General features: G+C 62.7%; 15 protein-coding genes. 14 read left to right on the top strand and 1 reads right to left on the bottom strand.

What is annotated here, in order from left to right; genetic code table 11:
- The first annotated feature begins 88 nt into the window (after positions 1-88).
- On the top strand, positions 89-2,113 hold the full coding sequence (locus tag P0G09_RS00720; protein WP_275251670.1) for a ComEC/Rec2 family competence protein: 2,025 nt from the start codon (positions 89-91) through the stop codon (positions 2,111-2,113).
- A gap of 88 nt (positions 2,114-2,201) precedes the next feature.
- On the top strand, positions 2,202-3,134 hold the full coding sequence (locus tag P0G09_RS00725) for a carbohydrate kinase family protein (protein ID WP_249259911.1): 933 nt from the start codon (positions 2,202-2,204) through the stop codon (positions 3,132-3,134).
- A 164-nt stretch (positions 3,135-3,298) separates the two neighbouring features.
- Here P0G09_RS00725 and P0G09_RS00730 read toward each other — a convergent pair whose 3' ends face one another.
- A complete protein-coding gene (locus tag P0G09_RS00730; protein WP_275251671.1) occupies positions 3,299-4,840 on the bottom strand; it encodes a YifB family Mg chelatase-like AAA ATPase in 1,542 nt (513 codons plus the stop codon).
- A 322-nt stretch (positions 4,841-5,162) separates the two neighbouring features.
- Between P0G09_RS00730 and P0G09_RS00735 the strand changes: the two genes are divergently transcribed.
- From P0G09_RS00735 to P0G09_RS00790, 12 genes are all read left to right on the top strand, one after another.
- Positions 5,163-6,845 (top strand): phospho-sugar mutase, encoded by a 1,683-nt coding sequence (locus P0G09_RS00735; RefSeq protein ID WP_275251672.1) that lies wholly within the window; start codon positions 5,163-5,165, stop codon positions 6,843-6,845.
- 172 nt (positions 6,846-7,017) lie between these two features.
- On the top strand, positions 7,018-8,184 hold the full coding sequence (ispF, locus tag P0G09_RS00740; protein WP_275251673.1) for a 2-C-methyl-D-erythritol 2,4-cyclodiphosphate synthase: 1,167 nt from the start codon (positions 7,018-7,020) through the stop codon (positions 8,182-8,184).
- A gap of 16 nt (positions 8,185-8,200) precedes the next feature.
- The gene (cdaA, locus tag P0G09_RS00745) at positions 8,201-9,103 is read left to right on the top strand and encodes a diadenylate cyclase CdaA (RefSeq protein ID WP_005933418.1); all 903 of its coding nucleotides are present in this window, start codon (positions 8,201-8,203) and stop codon (positions 9,101-9,103) included.
- Positions 9,100-10,398 carry a CdaR family protein gene (locus P0G09_RS00750; RefSeq protein ID WP_207697662.1) on the top strand — a complete coding sequence of 433 codons (1,299 nt, stop codon included), beginning with the start codon at positions 9,100-9,102 and terminating at the stop codon, positions 10,396-10,398. Before cdaA ends, P0G09_RS00750 begins: the two co-directional genes overlap by 4 nt.
- 175 nt (positions 10,399-10,573) lie before the next feature.
- Positions 10,574-12,169, top strand: coding sequence for an FAD-dependent protein (locus P0G09_RS00755; protein ID WP_275251674.1), 1,596 nt, complete (start codon positions 10,574-10,576; stop codon positions 12,167-12,169).
- Between the two features lie 9 nt (positions 12,170-12,178).
- Positions 12,179-13,534, top strand: coding sequence for a 5-bromo-4-chloroindolyl phosphate hydrolysis family protein (locus tag P0G09_RS00760; protein ID WP_275251675.1), 1,356 nt, complete (start codon positions 12,179-12,181; stop codon positions 13,532-13,534).
- A complete protein-coding gene (recJ, locus tag P0G09_RS00765) occupies positions 13,531-15,672 on the top strand; it encodes a single-stranded-DNA-specific exonuclease RecJ (protein WP_275251676.1) in 2,142 nt (713 codons plus the stop codon). Before P0G09_RS00760 ends, recJ begins: the two co-directional genes overlap by 4 nt.
- A gap of 4 nt (positions 15,673-15,676) precedes the next feature.
- Complete coding sequence (locus tag P0G09_RS00770) at positions 15,677-17,980, top strand: bifunctional (p)ppGpp synthetase/guanosine-3',5'-bis(diphosphate) 3'-pyrophosphohydrolase (protein ID WP_275251677.1); 2,304 nt, start codon at positions 15,677-15,679, stop codon at positions 17,978-17,980.
- A 3-nt stretch (positions 17,981-17,983) separates the two neighbouring features.
- Positions 17,984-18,445, top strand: a complete 462-nt coding sequence (dtd, locus tag P0G09_RS00775) for a D-aminoacyl-tRNA deacylase (protein WP_275251678.1) — start codon at positions 17,984-17,986, stop codon at positions 18,443-18,445.
- Positions 18,446-18,498: 53 nt separating this feature from the next.
- Complete coding sequence (locus tag P0G09_RS00780; protein WP_275251679.1) at positions 18,499-19,116, top strand: MBL fold metallo-hydrolase; 618 nt, start codon at positions 18,499-18,501, stop codon at positions 19,114-19,116.
- Positions 19,117-19,134: 18 nt separating this feature from the next.
- Complete coding sequence (gene hemZ / locus P0G09_RS00785) at positions 19,135-20,604, top strand: coproporphyrinogen dehydrogenase HemZ (RefSeq protein ID WP_275251680.1); 1,470 nt, start codon at positions 19,135-19,137, stop codon at positions 20,602-20,604.
- Positions 20,570-21,508, top strand: a complete 939-nt coding sequence (locus tag P0G09_RS00790; protein WP_005933447.1) for a nucleoside kinase — start codon at positions 20,570-20,572, stop codon at positions 21,506-21,508. Before hemZ ends, P0G09_RS00790 begins: the two co-directional genes overlap by 35 nt.
- Positions 21,509-21,637 lie beyond the last annotated feature (129 nt).

Raw genomic sequence — 21,637 nt, forward strand, 5'->3', positions numbered from 1 at the left:
TAAGATGCGCCGCCCGCTCTGTGTTTTCTGTGCAGGAACGCTGGGGCTGGAGTTGGTGTGCGCCTTTTTGCCGCAAACGGGACGTTTTGTGCCGTTTGCGGCATTTTTTGTTGCCGGTCTGCTGTGGGCGCTGGCGGGCCGTTTGCACAAAAGTCCGGCCTGGGGCTATGGCATCTGCCTGATCCTGGGGGCTGCGCTGGGCCTTGTTCTGACCGGCTCCACGCAGGCAAAATGGGAAAAACTCCAGACTGCTTACGATGGCCGCAGTGTCCTGCTGGAGGCGGAGGTGGAGAGCACAACCTCTTCCTATTTCCCCGGCAGGGTGCGGGCGGTCCTGCGGGTGGAAACGGTGGACCGGGAGGCGGCCTCCTTCCGGGTGGAGTGCGCCAGCCTGCCCACCTGCAGCCCCGGCGACCGGGTCAAGGGCCGCTTTGCGCTGGAAATGCCCGATGATACCGCCCGCCTGAATGCCCTGGCCGATGGCATTGCCCTGAACGCTGCTTATGAGAAAGGCTTTGCGCTGCTGGGGCAGAGCACCTCCTTCCGCGCCCGGACGGCCCGGCTCCAGAAGCGGCTGAGCGCCGCCCTGCGGCAGGGGATGGCCTCCGGCCCGGCGGGCGTGCTGGCCGCCATGGTTACAGGCGACCGCACCCATCTCTCCAAGGAGTTGCGCACAGCCTACCGGGGCGCGGGGCTTTCCCATGTGCTGGTGGTCAGCGGAATGCACGTTTCGATCCTGTGCGGCGATGTGCTGGGCAGGCTGCTGCCCAGCCGCAAAAAGCGACTGCGCGGCTATACCGGCCGCCGGGTCAGGGCGCTGTTCAGTGCAGTGCTGGCATTGCTGCTGGTGGGCGTGACGGGCTTTACGCCCTCTGTTCTGCGCGCGGCGGGGGCCGTCTGGCTCAGTGCGCTGGGGATCTGGGTCTACGGCCCGCCGGATGCCCTGACCTCGCTGGGCGTGGCCGGTGTTTTGATGACGGCGGGCAACAGCTACGCCGTCTGTGACGTGGGCTTTCAGCTCTCCTTTGCAGCGGTGGTGGGCACCCTGGCCGGTGGGGCCGTGGTGCGCCGCAGTCAGGAAGCCTGGGAAAAACAACGGGCAAAGAAAAAGCACCCCCGCCTCCGGTTCTGGAAGCGAAAAGCGCTTGGGCTTGCGGGAAGTCTGTGGGAAACGGTCTGCATCTCGGCCTGCGCCTCCATGGCCACCTTCCCGGTGCTGGTGCTGCGGGGGATGAGCACCAGCCTGTACGCGCTGGTGTCCGGTGCGGCGGTGCTCTGGCTGGTGGAACCCATCCTGCTCACCGGTCTGGGGGCGGCCCTGCTGGGGCTTGCGCCCGCATTGGCCCCGGCCCAGCGGGTGTGCTCGTGCTGCGCGGAATTTCTGGCAGAGGTGCTGGACCGCTGGGCGCTCTGGGTGTCCGGCTGGCCCGGGGCACAGATCTGGTTCGACACCGCCTATGCCGCCGTGGTCTGCCTGCTGCTGGCCGGGCTCTGCTGGCTGGCGTTCCATAACAGGGTGCGTCTGCGGGTGGCCCTGCCTGCCCTTCTGCTGACGGCGGGGCTTGCCGTTTTCACCGGCAATGCCCTGAACCGGGATGTTGTCCGGGTGGAGCTGGTGGGCAGCCGGAATGCCCCGGCGGTGGTCATCAGCCGGAACGAGAGCGCCGTCATCCTCTTCCGCGGCGGCGACGTGACCCGGTGCGCCGTGGAGACCACGCTGGAGCGCCGGAATATTCGGACTGTGGAGTGCCTGATCGACCTGCGGCTCAGGCCCCGGAGCGCCCAGCGGATGGGGGCAGAACAGCGCATTGCCGTTGACCGGATGGCGCTCTATGCCACCCGCCGTGTCCGCTGCAGCCCGGCAGAGGTGGAGGTGCTCCGCACCCGGAACGGCTGTGTGGCCCGCATCCAGGCCGCCGGGCAGACCTTTGTTACCCTGAGCGGCAGTGCTGCGCTTGCGGCCCCTGTGCAGGCGGATTACCTGCTGGCCTCGCCTGCCCGGCCGGACTGCGTGAAGTATGATGCGATCCTGAGCCTGAGCAGTGATTATCGGTGGATGCCGGAGGCTCTTTCTTCGGGGCAGCTCTGCCACAGTTTTTCAAGGGCAGAGTAGGCTTTGAGAGAAAAAATTGGCTTTTTGTCAAGAGCTGTTATATAATAGGAGATATCAAAGTAAAATCCGGAAAGGAATCAAAAAATTTATGGGCATCGTAGTCATCGGCGCAGTGTTTGTGGACATCAAGGGATATCCGCTTTCCACCTATATCCCCGGCGGGCGCAACGCGGGCAGAATGGAGCAGGTACACGGCGGCGTGAGCCGCAACGTGGCAGAGGATATCGCCAACGTGGAGCTCCGGCCCACCTTCGTGAGCCTTGTCGATGACAGCGGCATGGGGCAGGATGTCATTGATAAGCTGGAGAACCACAAGGTCAACACCCGGTTCATCAAAAAGGTGCCGGACGGCATGGGCACCTGGCTGGCCATCTTTGACAACAGGGGTGATGTGACTGCCGCCATCTCCAAGCGGCCGGATACCACGCCGCTCATCGGCCTGCTGGCCGAGCAGGGGGATGAGATCTTTGCCGACTGCGACAGCATCGCGCTGGAGCTGGACCTTGAAAAGGAGACGGTCAAGCAGACCCTGAAATACGCCAAAAAGTACGGCAAAAAGGTGTATGCGGCCGTTTCCAACATGAGCATCGCCATGGAGCGCCGGGACTTTTTGCAGCAGATCGATTGCTTTGTCTGCAACCAGCAGGAGGCTGGGCTGCTCTTCTCGGACAATTACGACCATCTCGAGCCTGAGGAGATGTGCAGGGTGCTGGCGGGCAATGTGCACAGCGCCAACATCCCCTGCATGGTGGTGACCATGGGCAGCAAGGGCGCTGTGTTCGCCCGCGCCAACGGCGAGTGCGGCATCGTGCCCGCCAAAAAGGTGGATGTCATCGACACCACCGGTGCGGGGGATGCCTTCTTTGCCGGAACCGTCATCGGCCTGACCTACGGCAAGACTCTGGCTGAATCCTGCGAGATCGGCAGCCGCCTGGCCGCCTCGGTCATCTGCATCACGGAAAATGTCTGCCCCCGCTTCCGCCCCCTTGAGTTCGGGCTGGATATCCCGGTGGTGGATTGAGAGAACAAGTAAAAAGGGACGGCGTGTGCTCCACGCCGTCCCTTTTGTGGTGTCAGGAAAATGGATGATCTTCAGCTTTGCTGTTCCGGTGTCTGGATCGCATCCGGAGATCAGATCGTGAAATGTGAGGATGAGAAACATTGACGCTGCGGAAAAATGACGGGTCAGAACGTCTCCACCTTTTCCTGCGCGCGGTACTGCAGCGCTTCCAGCAGGGCCTCCTCATCCAGCAGCTGTTTGCCCGCCAGGTCAGCTACAGTGCGGGCCACCCGGAGGATGCGGTCATGGGCGCGGGCAGAAAGACCCAGTGTGTCGTAGGAGGCGCGGAGGAGCCGCTCGGCGGCGGGGGTCATCCGGCAGACACGCCGCACCTGCCCGGCTGTGAGCTGGGCATTGCAACGCACGCCCTCATATCCGGGGGCGGCATAGCGCTTGGCCTGCACGGCCCGGGCAGCAAGCACCTGCTTGCGCAGGTCTGCGCTGCTCTCGGCGGGGGAGCTGGTGTGGAGCTCGTCAAAGGCAACGGGGTCCATCTCCACACAGAGGTCGATGCGATCCAGCAGGGGGCCGGATACCCGGCTGCGGTACTGCCGCACCGCACTGGGGGAACAGGTACAGGGACGGGTGGGGTGGCCGTAGTAGCCGCACTTGCAGGGGTTCATGGCGGCCACCAGCTGGAAACGGCTGGGGTAGGTGGCGCTGCCTGCCGCGCGGCTCACAGTAATCTGGCCGTCCTCCAGCGGCTGGCGCAGAACTTCCAGACTGTCCCGGGAAAACTCCGGCAGCTCGTCCAGAAACAGCACGCCGCAGTCGGCAAGGCTGCACTCGCCGGGCCGGAAGGTGGTGCCGCCGCCCGCCAGCGCCGCCGCGCTGGCCGAGTGGTGCGGGCTGCGGAAGGGCCGGGCAGAGATCAAGCCCCGTCCCTTGGGCAGCTGGCCCGCAATGGAATAGATCTTGGTGGTCTCCACAGCCTCCTCCCGGGTCAGGGGCGGCAGGATGCCGGGCAGGCGCTTGGCCAGCATGGATTTGCCGGTGCCGGGCGCGCCGATGAGCAGCACGTTGTGCCCACCGGCTGCTGCCAGCACCATGGCCCGGCGGGCCAGCGGCTGGCCCATCACATCCGCAAAATCCGGGGCGGCATTCCAGCCGGAAGCGGGGTCAAAAGGGATGGGCGCGGCGGGGGAGAGGGGCACAAGGCCCCGCAGCGCATCTACGACCTCCCGGGCTGTGCGGGCGGGGTAGACCTGCATCGCGTCGCCGCCCGCCTCGGCGGCTTCGGCGGCGTTTTCGGCGGGCACATACAGGCTGCGGATGCCGTCTGCTGCCGCCGCCAACGCCATAGGCAGCACGCCCGAAACCGGGCGCAGGCTGCCGTCCAGTGCCAGCTCCCCCAGAAAAGCCGCATCGGCGGGCGGCTCCTCCATCTGGCCGGAGGATGCCAGCACCGCCAGCAGCAGGGGCAGGTCATACACCGGGCCGCTCTTGCGGATGTCCGCCGGGGCAAGGTTGACCGTGATGTGGCGGTCGGGCCATTTGTAGCCCAGATTCTTCACGGCAGAGCGGACACGGTCGCCGCTTTCCCGCACGGCGGAATCCGGCAGGCCCACCAGCGAAAAGGCGGGCAGGCCGCCGGAGACATCGGCTTCCACGGCCACGGCAAAGCCGTTTAGGCCGTTCAGACCATAGCTTTTCAGAACGGAATACATGGGGCCTCCTCACGCCGCGTCTGCGGCCCGACGGGGAAATAACCGGGAAAATGCCCGGTCTCGGCAGAATATTCTATTGTCCCAATTATAGTGTCGGGCAGGGGGCTTGTCAATGCGCGGGCACTGCCGCAGGCTCTGCGGACAGCACGAAAGCCCCAAATGATGGAAAAGGCTGAAATCTTTGTAATATTTGTATGATTTGCGGAGCAAAAATTCTTACATAATATGGAATTGACACAGTACCAAGAAAGGGTTTATAGTATAAGTAGGTTTGGAAAAACTATCCTTGTGCGAAATACGAATTAAAGGTAAGGTGTGCAATATGTATCTGGATGAGTATAAGCGCTGGCTGGCTGCGGATCTGGAGGACGCGGATCTGAAACCGGAGCTGCGCAAGATCGAGGGCAATGACGAGGAGATCAAGGACCGCTTTGCCGTGGCCCTGAAGTTTGGCACCGCCGGTCTGCGCGGTGTGCTGGGTGCCGGTACCAACCGCATGAACATCTATGTCGTCCGTCAGGCTACCCAGGGTCTGGCAAACTGGGTCAAGACCCAGGGTGGCAGCCAGACTGTCGCCATCAGCTACGACAGCCGCCTGAAGAGCGATGTCTTTGCCAAGACCGCCGCCGGTGTTCTGGCCGCCAACGGCATCAAGGTGCGCATCTATGATGCCCTGATGCCTGTGCCTGCCCTGAGCTTTGCCACCCGTTACTACGAGTGCAACGCCGGTATCATGGTCACCGCTTCCCACAACCCCGCCAAGTACAACGGCTACAAGGCCTACGGCCCGGATGGCTGCCAGATGACCGATGATGCCGCCGCCATCGTCTATGATGAGATCCAGAAGACCGATGTTCTGACCGGCGCAAAGTACATCTCCTTTGCCGCTGGCGTGGAGCAGGGCCTGATCCGCTTTGTGGGCGATGACTGCAAGAAGGCCCTGTACGATGCCATCGAGGCACGTCAGGTGCGCCCCGGCCTGTGCCGGACTGCCGGCCTGAAGCTGGTGTACAGCCCCCTGAACGGTTCCGGTCTGGTGCCCGTGACCCATGTGCTGAACGATATGGGCATCACCGATATCACCATCGTACCCGAGCAGGAGTACCCCAACGGCTACTTTACCACCTGCTCCTACCCCAACCCTGAGATCTTTGAGGCCCTGAAGCTGGGTCTGGAGCTGGCCACCAAGACCGGCGCTGACCTGATGCTGGCTACCGACCCCGATGCAGACCGCGTGGGCATTGCCATGAAGTGCCCGGACGGCAGCTATGAGCTGGTCTCCGGCAACGAAATGGGCGTTCTGCTGCTGGATTACATCTGTGCCGGACGCATTGAAAAGGGAACCATGCCCGCAAACCCCGTGGCGGTCAAGTCCATCGTTTCCACCCCGCTGGCCGACGCTGTGGCAAAGCACTACGGCGTGGAGATGCGCAACGTTCTGACCGGCTTCAAGTGGATCGGCGATCAGATCGCCAATCTGGAAGCTGCCGGTGAAGTGAACCGCTTCATCTTCGGCTTTGAGGAAAGCTACGGCTACCTGGCAGGCCCCTATGTCCGCGATAAGGATGCCGTTATCGGCTCCATGCTGATCTGCGAGATGGCCGCTTACTACCGCAGCATCGGTTCCTCCATCAAGCAGCGTCTGGAAGAGATCTACGCACAGTACGGCCGCTACCTGAACAAGGTGGACAGCTTTGAGTTCCCCGGCCTGACCGGCATGGAGAAGATGGCTTCCATCATGCAGAAGCTGCGTGACGAGCCCCTGACCGAGATCGGCGGCCACAAGGTCGTCAAGGTCATGGACTACAAGAAGCCCGAGGAGACCGGCCTGCCCGCCGCCAATGTCCTGATCTACACGCTGGAAAATGGCGCGACCGTTGTGGTGCGTCCCTCCGGCACTGAGCCCAAGATCAAGACCTACTTCACCACCCTGGGCAAGACCCTGGAGGAAGCCCAGGCACAGAAGGATGCTCTGGCTGCCGCCATCGAGCCCATCCTGAAGTGATCTCCTGAAAAAAGAAGCGTTTTTGCCCCTCTGCCCTGCCGCAGAGGGGCATTTTTGCTGTATAAAATCGGTTGCAGTTTGCCGGGCGATACGGTATAATAAAACATGGTTTATTCTATCTGTGCCCCGGGTGGCATTTCCCGGGAGAATAAGAGCAGGGCAGGTGCAGAAATTGGAAAAGAAAGTATCAGCCGTTCTGGTGGCGGCAGGGTCCTCCACCCGCATGGGGTTTGACAAGCTCAGCTTTGATCTGGGCGGGGAGACCGTGGTGCAGCGGAGCATCCGGGCCTTTGCGGAGTGTCCGCTGGTCAGCGAGATCGTTCTGGTGGCCGGGAAGAACCGGGCATTTCTGGAACAGCAGGCCGCGGCCTGCACAAAGCCGGTGCAGGTGGTGCAGGGCGGCGCGACCCGTGCCGAGAGCGCAAAGAACGGAGTGCTGGCCGCCCACGGAGAACTGGTGGCTGTCCATGATGCCGCCCGTCCCTTTGTCAGTCAGGCTATCATCACGGCGGCGCTGGAAGCAGCCGCTGCCTGCGGTGCTGCCGCCCCCGCCGTGCCGGTAAAGGATACCGTCAAGCGGGCTGTGCGGGGCGACGGCAAGACCGTGCCGGAGCATTGCATGGTCACTGATACCCCTGACCGCAGCACCCTGTATGCGGTGCAGACCCCCCAGTGCTTCGACCGCGCGGCGTATCTGGCCGCGCTGGACGAGCTGGATGCGGAAAAAGCCCGCCTGGTCACCGATGACTGCAGCCTGTTTGAACTGACCGGCCGCCCGGTGCAGCTGACCCAGGGGGATTACGCCAATCTGAAGATCACAACGCGGGAGGATCTGCCCCGCGCCGAACAGAAAGAAGGAAATGATATGCGCATTGGTCATGGTTATGATGTTCACCGTCTGGTCGAGGACCGCAAGCTGATCCTGGGCGGCGTGGAGGTGCCTTTTGAAAAGGGCCTGCTGGGCCACTCGGATGCCGATGTGCTGGCCCACGCTGTGATGGACGCTGTGCTGGGTGCCGCCGCGCTGGGCGACATCGGCAAGCACTTCCCGGATACCGACCCCGCCTACGCCGGTGCCGACAGCCTGCAGCTGGCGCAGCATGTGGCACGCATCATGCGGGAGAAGGGCTGGAAGATCGTGAACATCGATTCCACCCTGCTCTGCCAGAAGCCCAAGCTGGCCCCCTACATCCCCGCCATGCGGGAAAATCTGGCCGCCGCCTTCGGGATGCCGGTGGATGCTGTGAGCGTCAAGGCCACCACCGAGGAGCATCTGGGCTTTACCGGCGAGGGCCTGGGCATTGCCGCCCATGCTGTCGCCCTGATCGAGAAGCTGTAACGGGAGAGACACTCTGATGACTCTGAATTCGATCATCGCCAATTTCCAGACCTTCAAGCTGGCCGATCTGCTGGATATCGTCATCATTGCTTTCCTGATCTACCAGCTGCTGGGCATCATCAACCGCACCCGCGCCGGGCAGCTGGCCAAGGGCGCGCTGCTGGTGCTGGCGGTCTATCTGGTGGCCAACGTGCTGAACATGCGCACCGTCACCTGGCTGCTGAACTCGCTGCTGCAGGTCGGCCTGCTGACGCTGGTGGTCCTGTTCCAGCCGGAGATCCGCCGCGCATTGGAGCGGATGGGCCAGACCGACCAGTGGGCGGGCAAGCTCTTCAACATCAAGGGACGCTACAATGACCCCAGCTTCAAAGGGGCCTGGCGCAGCGCCATCATTGCCATCTGCGATGCCGCCGAGCGCTTTTCCGAGACCAAGACCGGTGCCCTGATCGTGCTGGAGCGCAACACCAACCTCTCTGAGATCGTGCGCACCGGCACACCCGTGAACAGTGCCGTCAATCTGGAGGTGCTGGGCACCATCTTCTACGAGGGGACCCCCCTGCACGACGGTGCCGCCATCATTGAGAATGGCCGCATCAAGGCGGCGGGCTGTGTGCTGCCCTTGTCCAACAACCTGGATCTGGGCAAGGATATGGGCACCCGCCACCGCGCCTGCCTGGGCATTGCGGAGAATTCGGATGCCATTGCCGTTGTGGTCAGTGAGGAGACCGGCATCATCTCCATGGCAAAGAACGGTGTGCTGATCCGCCACTTTGACCGCCAGACCCTGTACACCCGGCTGGTGGATGAGATGATCCCCAAGGAGACCGCCAGCGAAAAGGCAGCTGCCGACGGCTGGCGCGGCAAGGTCAAGAGCCTGCTGAACTGGATGAACCAGAAAGAGGAGGATGAGCAGCAGTGAGCAGCAATCGTACCAACGGCACAAAGCCTGCCATCCAGCACACCAAGAGCATTCTGGACGACCGCCGCATCCGGCTGCTGCTGGCCATCGTGGGTGCCATTGTGGCATGGATGGTGGTCACCATCGTCGTCCAGCCCGGCACCACCCGCACCATCAACAACGTGCCGGTGGATTTTACCTATGATTCCGCCGCGTACACCTCCCGGGGCCTGAGCATCGTCAGCGCGCCGGAAAAGTACGTCAGCCTGAAGCTCTCGGGCGATGGCTACACCATCGGCAGCCTGACTTCCTCTGATTTCGTGGTCTACCCGGACTGGTCCGGCGTGCGGGACAGCGGCGAAAAGACCCTGCACCTGCAGGTGCGGGGCGTGAACACCCTGCTCAATGGCGTGTCCGTTTCCATTGAGGGCGGCGACAACAGCGTGGACGTGGTGTTTGACGTGGTGGAGGAGAAAACGGTGCCCATCACCGTGACCACCAACTACCTGACCATTGCGGACGGCTATATCCTCTATGGCACCGAGCTCTCCAAGGAGACGGTGACCCTCTCCGGCCCCAGCACTGAGATCGATAAGGTGGAGACCTGCACCGCCGAGGTGACCCACAAGGGGGAGCTCACCGATTCGGTCACGCTGGATACCGCCCTGCGCTTTTATACCAAGAGCGGCAGTGAGGTCAAGTTTGAATACACGAATCTGGAGGAGTCCAGCGTGGAGGTCACGCTGGAGGTCTACAAGATGGCCACCCTGCCCGTGTCGGTCAGCTTTATCAACGCGCCCCGGAATTTTGATCCCTCGGTGCTGGTCTATTCCCTGAGCAAGCAGACCCTGAATGTCGCCGGGCCCGAGAGCCAGATCGAAAAGCTCTCTACCCTGTCTGTGGGCACCATCGATCTTTCCACCTTTGCGCCGAACAAGGTGTATGAGCTGCCCATCGAGCTGCCGGGCAATATTCGCCTGCTGGACAACATTTCCAGCATCACGGTCAGTTTCGACAGCTCCAAGCTCGAGACCAAGACCATGAACCTGCCCGCCAGCTGCGTGCAGGTGGTCAATCTGCCCTCCACCTATACCCTGACCGTGCAGACCGAGCGGCTGATGAATGTGACCCTCTGTGGCCCGGCGGGTCTGCTGGATACGCTGGTGCCCGAGCAGGTGGTCATTGAGATCGATGCGGATGATTTCTATGTGGCCGCAGGGCAGCAGAACATTGCCTGCCGCCTGTATGTGCCCTCCAATGGTAAGATCTTTGCGCTGGGGAGCTATGTTATCCAGTGCAAGATAGAAAGTAACTGAGCTGGCTCACCCTCTCAGTCTCGCTTCGCTCGCCAGCTCTCCCGAAGGGAGAGCCCTTGGCATAAAGATGAAGTTTGCAAATATTGCCAAGGCCTCCCACTTTGGGGGAGGTGGCATTGCGTTAGCAATGACGGAGAGGGTGAGGAGGCTGAAAATAGAAAGCGAAACTTGATAGATGATACTAGTAAGAGATATCCGCCTGCCGCTCTCTGCCGGGGAGCCGCAGGCATTCGAGAAAGCGCTGCATCTGGCGCGCATCCCCCGCAGCAAGGCGGCCCATCTGGGCGTGGCCAGGCTGTCGGTGGATGCCCGCCACGGGCAGCCAAAGCTGGTGTATACCATAGCGGTAACGCTCAAGGACGAGGGTGAGGAATCTGCGTATGCAGGGGCCTCGCCCTGCGTTGCTATCCGCGGCAAAACGGATCTCAGCGTTCAGAACGGCACCCAGCGCCTGCCCCACCGGCCTGTGGTCTGCGGGCTGGGGCCGGCGGGCCTGTTTGCGGCGCTGCTGCTGGCCCGGCAGGGCTACAAGCCCATCGTGCTGGAGCGCGGCCCGGCGCTGGACGAGCGTGTGAAGGCGGTGGAGCACTTCTCTGCCACCGGCGAGCTGGACCCCAACGCCAACATCCAGTTTGGCGAGGGCGGCGCAGGCACCTTTTCGGACGGCAAGCTGACCACCCGCATCGGGGATGAGCTTTGCGGCTTTGTCACCGAGGTGTTTCTGCAGCACGGTGCCCCGGCGGAGATCGCCTGGAAGCAGAAGCCCCATGTGGGCACCGACCTGCTCCGGGGCGTTATCACCTCCATCCGCAGGGAGATCGAAGCTCTGGGCGGCGAGGTGCACTTCAACACGGTCCTCACCGGTTTTGAGCAGAAGAACGGACGGCTGACCGGCATCTTTACCACCGGCGGGACCTTCCCCTGTGAAGCGCTGGTGTTTGCCGTGGGCCACTCGGCCCGGGACACCTTCGGGATGCTGATGGACAGCGGTCTTGTGCTGGAGTGCAAGCCCTTCAGCGTGGGCTTCCGGGCAGAACACCTGCAGAGTGAGATCGAGAAGAGCCTGTACCACGAGGCTGCCGGGCATCCGGCCCTGCCGCGGGGTGAGTATCAGCTCTCCCAGCATGTGGGAGACCGGTGCGTGTACACCTTCTGCATGTGTCCCGGCGGTCAGGTGGTGGCTTCGGCCAGCGAGACCGGCCACGTGGTCACCAACGGCATGAGCTACCACGCCCGGGACGGCAAAAACGCCAACGCGGCGGTGGTGATCAGCGTGGGAGCTGAGGATTTTGCGGGCGACCCGCGCAGGGCCATCGCTTTCCAGCGGGAGCTGGAGGCAAAAGCCTACGCTGCAGGCCGCCGGGGCGGGGCGTATGCGGCCCCGGCTGAGAACGTGCAGAGCTTTCTGGAGGGCAAAGGCCAGCTGAACATCGGCCGGGTGGAGCCTACCTATGACCGGGGCGTTGTGGCTGCGGATCTGGGAGCTTTGCTGCCCGGGGAGCTGGCCGATACCCTGCGGGCGGGCCTGCGTGCCTACGAGCGCAAGATTGCGGGCTACACCGCACCGGAAGCCATCCTCACGGGCCTTGAGACCCGCACCAGCAGCCCCGTGCGGCTGAAACGGGAGGAGACCTTGGAATCGGCCCAGCTGGCGGGGTTGTACCCCTGCGGCGAGGGGGCCGGATATGCGGGCGGCATTATGAGCGCCGCCGTGGACGGCCTGCGGGTCGCCCGTGCGATCATCGGCCGGTATGCACCGGCAGAAGGGTGAGAAATATAGATGAACCATCGTGAAAACGATACAACACAAGAAAACGAGGGAAAACAGGTGCAGCAGGAGCTGGAAGAGCAGCTGCGCGCCTTTGGCGACACCATGTCCGATGCCTTTGCCCATGGCTTTGAGGGCCGGGGCATGGACATCGGCGACCGCGCCTTTGATGTGGGCAAGGCCGCTGTTCATGCGGCCAATTACGGCATCTCGGAGGCGGGCAAGGCCATGCGGCAGGCCCGGGACAGCTACTACCAGAGCCAGCGGCAGGCCCATGCCAACGGCGGCACGGCAGAGCAGTACGCCGGAATGCCCCAGTGGGCCAGAAATTTCTTTGCATCGCGCCCGGAGCTGACCCCGGTGGAAAAGCTGCGGAAATGCGCCAAGGAGCGTTACAACTCGGGCGTGGCTCTGCTGGCTGTGGGCATCACCTTTGCGGTGCTTTTCGGGCTGGGCGCAGTGGGCTGCCTCATCGGGCTGGGCTTTATTTCGCCGGCTGCTTTGGGCGACGTTGTGGTGTCGACTGCTGAGGGCGGCGGCATCCTGATGACGGGCACGGACTACGTTATGAACACCGCCTACAACGTGCTTGGCATCATCAGCAGTGCACTGGCTCTTGCCACGGCGGGCTTTGGCTGGATGGCGGCCTGCGGCGTTTCCCAGAGGGAAGCGGGCAGGCAGATGGGCCAGCTGGCCGACCTTGCCAACAGCATGGACGGCGGCAAGGGCCTGCCGGTGGAGATGCTGGCCGACCTGACCCACCAGAAGAAGAAAAAAACGCTCAAGCGGCTGAAAAAAAGCATCCGTAAGGGCTGGCTGAATGCATGGCTGGATGAGAAAACGGAGACTGTGTACCTGACGGCGGAGGATTACCGCGCCGCACAGGAGGCCCTCGCCGCAGAGCACGCCTGCCCGGCTCCGCAGCCGGAGCAGGAGGCCGCGCCGGAAACGCCCCTCAACCTCGAAACGGCCCGCCGCTTTGCCAAGGTGCTGGAGCAGGAGCAGCAGCTCATGCAGGACGCACAGGGCCGGGAAGAGCTGGAAACGATGCAAAAGACCACCACCGCCATCTGCGAGTGGCTGGAAGCGCACCCGGAAAGCCTGCCCAAGGCCCGCCGCTTTGCGGAATACTATATCCCCACCACCCTGAAGCTGCTGCACACCTACAACGATGTGCAGGGCCAGCAGGGCGAAAATGCAGAGACCATCCGCCGGGATATCGCGGGCATCCTGCACACCCTGAATCAGGCTTACAGCAACCTGTATGATAACCTGCTTTCTGACGTTGCCATGGATGTTTCCAGCGAGATCGCCGCGCTGCAGGGAATGCTGGCCAATGACGGCCTGACCGGGGAGGGACTGTTATGACGACCTACCGGGCCTGGAACCTGAAGCCGCTGGACCGCTCTGCCCTGAAGGAACTGACCGCGGCCATTGCCCAGCAGAGCACTGAGGAGCTGGAGAGCCGCGCCATGGAAACGATGGATGGGGAGCCGTGGAGCGAGGAAAAATATCAGATGACGCTGGCTGCCCAGCAGAAAGAGGCGGGCCTGCTGGCAGGCATTCTGGCCGCGCGCGGCATCACCGACCCCGCCGAGGCCCTGACCCTGCTATCGGGCGAGGAAGAGCTGACCGACCCCATGCTCCTGACCGACATGGACAAGGCCTGTGCCCGCATTCTCGATGCCATTGACCGGGAAGAGACCATTGTTGTCTTTGGTGACTACGATGTGGACGGCGTGACCGCCACCGCCCTGCTCTACCAGCACCTCAAGGGAATGGGAGCCAACGTCAAGTGTATGCTGCCCAGCCGTGAAGGGGATGGCTACGGCCTTTCCAAAAATGCCATCCAGTCCATCCACGATAAGGGATACCAGCTCATCGTGACGGTGGACAACGGCATCTCCGCGCTGGAGGAGGCTGAGTTTGCGGCTTCACTGGGAGTGGACCTGATCGTCACCGATCACCATCTGCCCCATGATACTCTGCCTAAGGCCGCTGCCGTGGTGGACCCCCGCCGCGTCGATGATACCAGCCCCTTCAAGGGCCTATGCGGCGCAGGCGTGGCCTTCAAGCTCTGTGCCGCGCTGGACGGCTGCCCGCCCGAGGAGATGCTGGATTACTGCGGCGACCTTGCCGCCGTGGGCACCGTGGCAGACGTGATGCCCCTGACCGGCGAGAACCGCACTCTGGTCAAGGCGGGCCTGCACCTGCTGCAGCACTCTGACCGGCCCGGCCTTCTGGCCCTGCTGGATGAGGTGGGGCTGGGCGGCAAGCCCGTGACTGCCGAGAATGTCAGCTATGCCATTGCCCCCCGCATCAACGCGGCGGGCCGGATGGACAGCGCTGTGACCGCCCTGCAGCTGGTGCTGTGTGAGGATGAGGAACGCGCTGCCGAGCTGGCACATAAACTGAACGAGATCAACGCCGCCCGGCAGGAGACCGAGGGCGAGATCGCCAAGGCTGCGCAGGCCCAGCTGGAGGCCGAGCCCGCCATTCTGGAGGACCGGGTCATCCTGATCTGGGGCCGGGACTGGCATCCTGGAGTCATTGGCATCGTGGCATCCCGGCTGGTGGAAAAGACCGGCCGTCCCGTCATCGTGGTGTCCATTGATGAGCACGGCGAGGGCAAGGGCAGCGGCCGCAGTGTGCAGGGTTTCAACCTGCACGCCTGCATTGCCTCCTGTGAGGATCTTCTCCTCCGCTTCGGCGGCCACGCCATGGCGGCGGGCCTTTCGGTACGGGAGGAGAATCTGCCGGAGCTGCGCCGCCGCCTGAACGAGTGGGCTGCCCGGGAGTGCCCGGTGCTGGTGACTCCGCCGCTGGAATGCGACCTGTCCATCCATCTTGACCGCATCACCGTGGAATCTGTCCGGCGGCTGGACCAGCTGGCTCCCTACGGTGCCGAGAACCCCGCCCCGGTGTTCCTGCTGGAAAAGGCTGTGGTGGAGGGAGTCTACCCTGTCTCGGAGGGGCGGCACTGCCGCCTGCGCCTGCGGCAGGGCAATGCCTGCATCTATGCGGTCTGGTTCGGGATGCACCCGGAGCAGCTGCCCTATGCCACCGGCGATGTGGTGGACGCGGCCCTGAGCCTCTCTGTTTACGAGGCCGCCCGGGGCGCGCAGCTTTCGGGCCGCATTCTGGAGCTGCACCCGGCGGGCTTTGGCAACGCCGCTGCCCAGCAGACCGCGCTGGTGCAGGCTTTGCGCCGCGGCAGTCCGCTGACTGCCCAGCAGCGCGCCCTGATCGCACCGGAGCGCAGTGATATCATTACCGTTTACCGGGAACTGCAGGCCCGGCGCTGGCACGCCGAGGATATGCAGCCCCTGTTTGCAAAGCTGGGGGAGGAGCACACCGGCAAAACGCTGGTGGCCCTGACGGCCCTGGAACAGGTGGGCCTGATCGCCGCCGTGGAGCGCGGCGGGGCAAAGTTCTGGGAGCTGGTTCCCACGGCAGGCAAGAAGAACCTGGCCGATGCCCCCATCCTGAAATGTCTGGAGGAGTAAAAATATGCCAGAGGGAAAGAAACCGGCGGAGGATCTTTACTCCGCAAAAACGCATCTGCATCAGCCGGTGCCGGAGGTGTCTACCGTGAACGCCACGGCCCTGCCGGCCGATGCGCCCGAGGGTACTTTGCCAAGCGAGGTGCGGCCTGAGATCGTTACCTGGGAGAAGCTCTGCGAGGCCATCAAGGCCAGCGGCAAGGCCTACAACATGGAGATGATCACCAAGGCCTATGACCTTGCCAACAAGGCGCACAACGGGGTCTGCCGCCGCAGCGGCGAGCCCTACATCTGCCACCCGCTGGCCGTGGCCCGCCTGGTGCTGGATCTGGGCATGGATTCGGAGAGCATTGCCGCCGCCCTGCTCCATGACGTGGTGGAGGACACCCCCACCACGCTGGAGGATCTGACTGCTGCCTTTGGCGAGGAAGTGGCCCTTCTGGTGGACGGCGTGACCAAGCTGACCAAGATCCAGTTCTCCAACATCGAGGAGCTGCAGGCCGAGAACCTGCGCAAGATGCTGCTGGCCATGAGCCGGGATGTCCGCGTGATGATCATCAAGCTCTGCGACCGGCTCCACAATATGCGCACCGGCGATGCCTGGCCTGAGCAGAAGCGCCGCGACAAGGCCCGTGAGACGATGGAGGTCTATGCCCCCATCGCCAACCGTCTGGGCATCCTGAACGTCAAGGAGGAGCTGGAGGACCGCAGCCTGCACTACCTTGACCCTGTGGGCTACGAGGAGATCAGCAAGATGCTGAGCGAGCGTGCAGGGGAGGAGTTCCTTGCCAGAGTGTCCGGTGTCATCGAGCTGCGGCTGAAGGAGAGCGGCATCGAGGGTGCCACCATCAAGCGCCGCGTCAAGAGCATCTACGGCATCTACCGCAAGACCATCATGCAGAACAAGTCCTTCGATGAGATCTACGATATCTATGCCGTCCGTGTCATTCTGGATACGCTGGCTGAGTGTTACAGCACCCTGGGCCTCATCCACGATATGTACCACCCGCTGCCCAACCGCTTCAAGGATTATATCTCCACCCCCAAGCCCAACGGCTACCAGAGCCTGCACACCACCGTCATCGGCCACGAGGGCATCCCCTTTGAGGTGCAGATCCGCACCCGCAAGATGGATGAACAGGCAGAGTACGGCGTTGCCGCCCACTGGAAGTACAAGGAAGGGCTGGATGGCCACGATAAGCTGGACGAGCGCCTGGCCTGGGTCAGCCAGCTGCTGGAAAACCAGCGCGTCAGCGAGGACTCCGGCAACCTGCTCCATGACCTGAAGAGCGACCTGTTGCCCGAGGAGGTCTTTGCCTTTACCCCCAAGGGCGATGTCATCAACCTGCCCACGGGTGCCACCTGCATCGACTTTGCCTATGCCATCCACTCCGCCGTCGGCAACCGGATGGTGGGCTGCAAGGTCAACAACCGGATGGTGCCCATTGACCACGTTGTTTCCACCGGCGAGATCATTGAAGTCATCCTCGGCCCGGCGGACAAGGGCCCCAGCCGCGACTGGCTGAAGATCGTGCGTACCAGCGAGGCCAAGAGCAAGATCCGCAACTGGTTCAAGAAGATGCGCCGGGAGGAAAACATCCAGGAGGGCCGCGACACGCTGGCCCGGGAGCTGCGCCGGGAGATGATCTTCATCCCCGACGACGAGCTGGATGAATTTATCGGCAGCTGCTGCCGCCGCCTGCGCCAGAACAACGCCGAGGAGCTGTATGCCGCCATCGGCTACGGCGGCATCACCATTGCCAACTGCCTGCCCAAGCTGAAGGAAGAGTGGCAGAAGCGGAAGAGCGAGGAGGGCAAGAACGAGCAGCTGGCCAAGGTGGATCTGAGCAAGGTCCACGCCACCGATGGTGTGGTGGTGGAGGGCTTCGACAACACCCCCATCAAGTTCGCCAAGTGCTGCAGTCCGCTGCCCGGCGACCCCATCGTGGGCTTTATCACCCGCGGTTTTGGCGTGTCCATCCACAAGCAGAGCTGTGTCAATGCCATCTCCAGCATGAAGGACCCCACCAACGCCCCCCGCTGGGTCAAGGCTTACTGGGCCGACAGCGTCAAGGACAGCTACAAGGCCGGCCTTGAGATCGTGGCGCTGGACCGCAACGAGCTGCTGCGGGATGTGCTGAGCGCTCTGGCCGATATCCGGGTGCCCATCTACACCATGAACGCCCGTCAGGTAGAAAACAACTGCGCCGTGGTCAGCCTGACCATCGGCATCAACAATACCGAGCACCTGAACCGCGTGGTGGCGCGTCTGTCCAAGGTCAAGGATGTGCTCAAAGTGACAAGGAGTTAAACCATGCGTGCAGTCATTCAGGCAGTGTCCTCCGCTTCTGTCCGGGTCAACGGCGGGGAGCCCCGCTCCATCGGCCCCGGCCTGGTCATCCTGCTGGGTGTCCGGGATACCGATACGCTGGACATCGTGCCCAAGCTGGCGGATAAGTGCGCGGGCCTGCGCATCTTCAAGGACGAAAACGACAAGCTGAACCTCAGTGCAAAGGACCTGGGCTATTCGGCACTGGTGGTCAGCCAGTTCACGCTTTACGGCGACACGAAAAAGGGCTACCGCCCCAGCTTTATCAAAGCGGCCCGGGCCCCGCTTGCGGTGGATGCCTACGAGCTGTTCCTTGCCGAGATGAACCGGCAGGGCCTCAGGGACGTGCAGCACGGCGATTTCGGCGCGGATATGCAGGTGTCTCTGGTGAACGAGGGGCCCTGTACCATTGTCATCGACACGGACGAGTGGGCGCACCACTCGTAACGGCCCGCCCCCGGCAAAGCCGGAACATCTGAATAGTTAGAAGGATATAGGATATGAAAGCATTTCATCTTCTCGGCGCTGCGCCGCTTTATACCAACAGCTTTGTCCTGATCTCCGAAGCGGGCCATGCAGTGGTCATTGACCCCGCCGCCGAAGTGCAGGAGTACGATAAAATTTTCAAAGAGAACAACGCGACGCTCACCACCATCCTCTGCACCCACGGCCACTATGACCATGTGGGCAGTGCAGGGGTGCTGAGCCGGGAGTGGAAGGCCAGGATCTACTGTGAGCCTGCCGACTGCAGGGGCAGCCAGCTCTTTCCCCTGAAAAGTGTGGACAGCGGCTATCAGGAGGGGGAAAAGCTCATCGTGGATGAGCTGACCTTTACCGTCTGGCACACCCCCGGCCATACCGAGGGCGGTGTGGTGCTGCTGTGCGGGGACTACCTCTTTGTGGGCGATACCGTGTTCCAGGGCAGCATTGGCCGCACCGATCTGGAGGGCGGCAATATGCAGAAAATGGATGCCAGCCTGCGCAAGCTGGCGGGCCTGCCCATCCCCAAAGAGACCCAGCTGCTGCCCGGCCACGGGGATTTTTCCACCCTTGGCGAGGAACTGGCGAACAATTTCTATATCCGCAGCGCCCTGCGCGGTGGGAATGCGGATTTTTAAGGATAAAGAGAGAAAAACATGAAGATTTATATTACCGGCCTGCCCTCCGGCTACGAGGTGGAGCATCTGGTGCGCCTGTTTTACCCTATGGCTCCGCTCACCCTCACCCCGCCGGAAGAGGGCGAGGACTGTGTCTGGGCCGAGAAAAAAGAGGATAGTCTGTACGCCATGGTGCGGGAGCAGGGCCAGAGCAGGGATGCGGCGGCTCCATTGCCCCGCCCCGTGGAAGCAGGCGGCGAGACGGTGGAGTTCACCCTTGCCAGCCTGACCTATGACCTGCTGCGGAGCTGGACCGGCATCCGCCCGCCCTGGGGCAAGATGACCGGCGTGCGCCCGGTGCGGCTCATCCACGACAAGCGGGCCGCGGGCTGGACCGAAGCTGATATCGACCGGTTCTTTCTGGAGCGTTTTGACTGCTCCCGGCAGAAGTACGACATGGCCAAGGCCATCGCCGACCTGCAGGAGCCCATCCTGCAGCTGGGCAGCGCCCCCAAGACGTACAGCCTGTATCTCGGCATTCCGTTCTGCCCCTCCCGGTGCAGCTACTGCAGCTTTGTCAGCTGCAACCTTGACCGGGACCGCAAGCTGGTGCAGCCCTATGTGGACTGCCTGTGCAGAGAGGTGGAGGCCATCCGGGAGCAGGCCGACAAGGCAGGACTGAAGCTGTGCAGCATCTATATCGGCGGCGGCACCCCCACCAGCCTGTCCGCTGACCAGCTCCGCCAGCTCATGGGTACGGTGCGGGAGAACTTTGACCTCTCCAAGGTGGTGGAGTACACGGTGGAGGCGGGCCGCCCTGACTGCACCGATGCCGAAAAGCTGGCTGTCATCAAAGAGTATGGTGCCACCCGCATTTCCATCAACCCCCAGACCTTCTCGGACGAGGTGCTGGCGGGCATTGGCCGCAGGCACTCGGCGCAGGATATCCTGGACTGCTATGCCGATGCCCGGAGGGCGGGCCATGAGGACATCAACATGGACCTCATCGCGGGCCTGCCCGGCGATACGGTCGCGGGCTTTGAGCACAGCCTGCGGCAGGCCATCGCGCTGGACCCCGAGAACATCACCGTTCACACCCTGACCCTCAAGCGGGCCTCCCGCATCGTCATCGAGGACCAGAAGGAGAACGACTACGCAGATGTAGCGGCTATGCTGGAAAAATGCCAGCTGCTGGCCGATGCAGGATATCGCCCCTATTATCTCTACCGTCAGAAAAACACCCTGCAGAATCTGGAAAATGTGGGCTGGTGCAAGCCGGGCCATGAGGGGTACTATAATATCTATATCATGGAGGAAGTCCAGACCATCCTTTCGGCCGGAGCAGGCGGCAGCACCAAGCTGGTGGCCGACGGCGGCCGACGGATGCAGCGCATCTTCAATTTCAAGTATCCGACAGAGTATATCCAGCGCTTTGCGGAGGTACTGGAGCGCAAAAAAGGAGTGGCTGATTTTTATGATCACGATTTGGGTCCCGAAACGTCTGGTTGAAGTCGGGCTGTACAACGTTGCCGCCCGCAGTCCGCAGGAGCTTGCCGCCCTGAGTGAGCAGAGCTACCGCGACCGCGTGAAGTACGCCGCCGAAAAGGTGCGCCTTTCCGGCACCAAGATCGTCATGCTCACCGGCCCGTCGGCCAGCGGCAAGACCACCAGCGCCCACAAGCTGGCCGAAGAGCTGATCCGGCAGGGAACATACGCCCATGTGGTCAGCCTGGATAATTTTTTCCGTGGGGCGGAGTTCTACCCCCGCCTGCCCGACGGTACCCTGGATTACGAAAACCCCGATACCATGGACCTGCCCCTTGTCCGGCAGTGCCTGCATGAGCTGAGCGAGACGGGCCGGACCACCCTGCCCATCTACGATTTTGCCAACGAGCGGCGCTCCGACGAGACCGAGGCCGTGGACCTGCAGGGCGGTGTCTGCATCGTGGAGGGCATCCATGCCCTGAACCCGGAGCTCACCGGCCTTGTGCCTGCGGAGGATGTTTACCGCATCTACGCCGGCCTGCGGGAGGAATATGCCATCGACGGTCGCCGGGTCATCAACACCCAGGACATCCGCCTGTGCCGCCGCACCCTGCGGGACGCTGCCGCCCGGGGCCGCAGCCCCGAAAAGACCCTTGCCATGTGGGATCGGGTGCTGGACGGCGAGACCCGGTATATCAAGGGCTTCAAGACCACGGCGGACTTTCTGCTGGACACCTCCTTTACCTATGAGCTTGGCCTGATCTCCAGGCTGCTGGGCATCGTGCGCCGCCAGTTCACGCTGGAGGGCCACAACGCAGAGCTCTGGGACGAGACTGCCCGCCGCTTTGAGCACGTGGTCCCGCTGGATCTGGAGCTTCTGCCCGCCGACAGTATGCTGCGGGAGTTCTACGGCAGTGCCGTAAAATAAAATCGCGCTCTGCGGGGAAAATGTTCCATTCTCTTGTTCAAATGCGAAAAAATTGTTTCCAAATCCGCACGAAACTGTAAAAGTTGCGGTGGATTCGTTGCAATCAGTGCCTGAGTGCGCTATAATGAA

It is taken from the genome of Faecalibacterium sp. DFI.5.82, assembly GCF_029076575.1.
Lineage (GTDB): Bacteria > Bacillota > Clostridia > Oscillospirales > Ruminococcaceae > Faecalibacterium > Faecalibacterium duncaniae.

Excerpts from the sequence above, each read along its gene's own strand:
- P0G09_RS00735 (WP_275251672.1), top strand. The coding sequence starts at position 5,163 with ATGTATCTGGATGAGTATAAGCGCTGGCTGGCTGCGGATCTGGAGGAC.
- P0G09_RS00780 (WP_275251679.1), top strand. The coding sequence starts at position 18,499 with ATGAAAGCATTTCATCTTCTCGGCGCTGCGCCGCTTTATACCAACAGC.
- P0G09_RS00730 (WP_275251671.1), bottom strand. The coding sequence starts at position 4,840 with ATGTATTCCGTTCTGAAAAGCTATGGTCTGAACGGCCTAAACGGCTTT.
- recJ (WP_275251676.1), top strand. The coding sequence starts at position 13,531 with ATGACGACCTACCGGGCCTGGAACCTGAAGCCGCTGGACCGCTCTGCC.
- P0G09_RS00760 (WP_275251675.1), top strand. The coding sequence starts at position 12,179 with ATGAACCATCGTGAAAACGATACAACACAAGAAAACGAGGGAAAACAG.
- P0G09_RS00755 (WP_275251674.1), top strand. The coding sequence starts at position 10,574 with ATGATACTAGTAAGAGATATCCGCCTGCCGCTCTCTGCCGGGGAGCCG.
- hemZ (WP_275251680.1), top strand. The coding sequence starts at position 19,135 with ATGAAGATTTATATTACCGGCCTGCCCTCCGGCTACGAGGTGGAGCAT.
- P0G09_RS00790 (WP_005933447.1), top strand. The coding sequence starts at position 20,570 with ATGATCACGATTTGGGTCCCGAAACGTCTGGTTGAAGTCGGGCTGTAC.
- P0G09_RS00725 (WP_249259911.1), top strand. The coding sequence starts at position 2,202 with ATGGGCATCGTAGTCATCGGCGCAGTGTTTGTGGACATCAAGGGATAT.
- dtd (WP_275251678.1), top strand. The coding sequence starts at position 17,984 with ATGCGTGCAGTCATTCAGGCAGTGTCCTCCGCTTCTGTCCGGGTCAAC.
- cdaA (WP_005933418.1), top strand. The coding sequence starts at position 8,201 with ATGACTCTGAATTCGATCATCGCCAATTTCCAGACCTTCAAGCTGGCC.
- P0G09_RS00770 (WP_275251677.1), top strand. The coding sequence starts at position 15,677 with ATGCCAGAGGGAAAGAAACCGGCGGAGGATCTTTACTCCGCAAAAACG.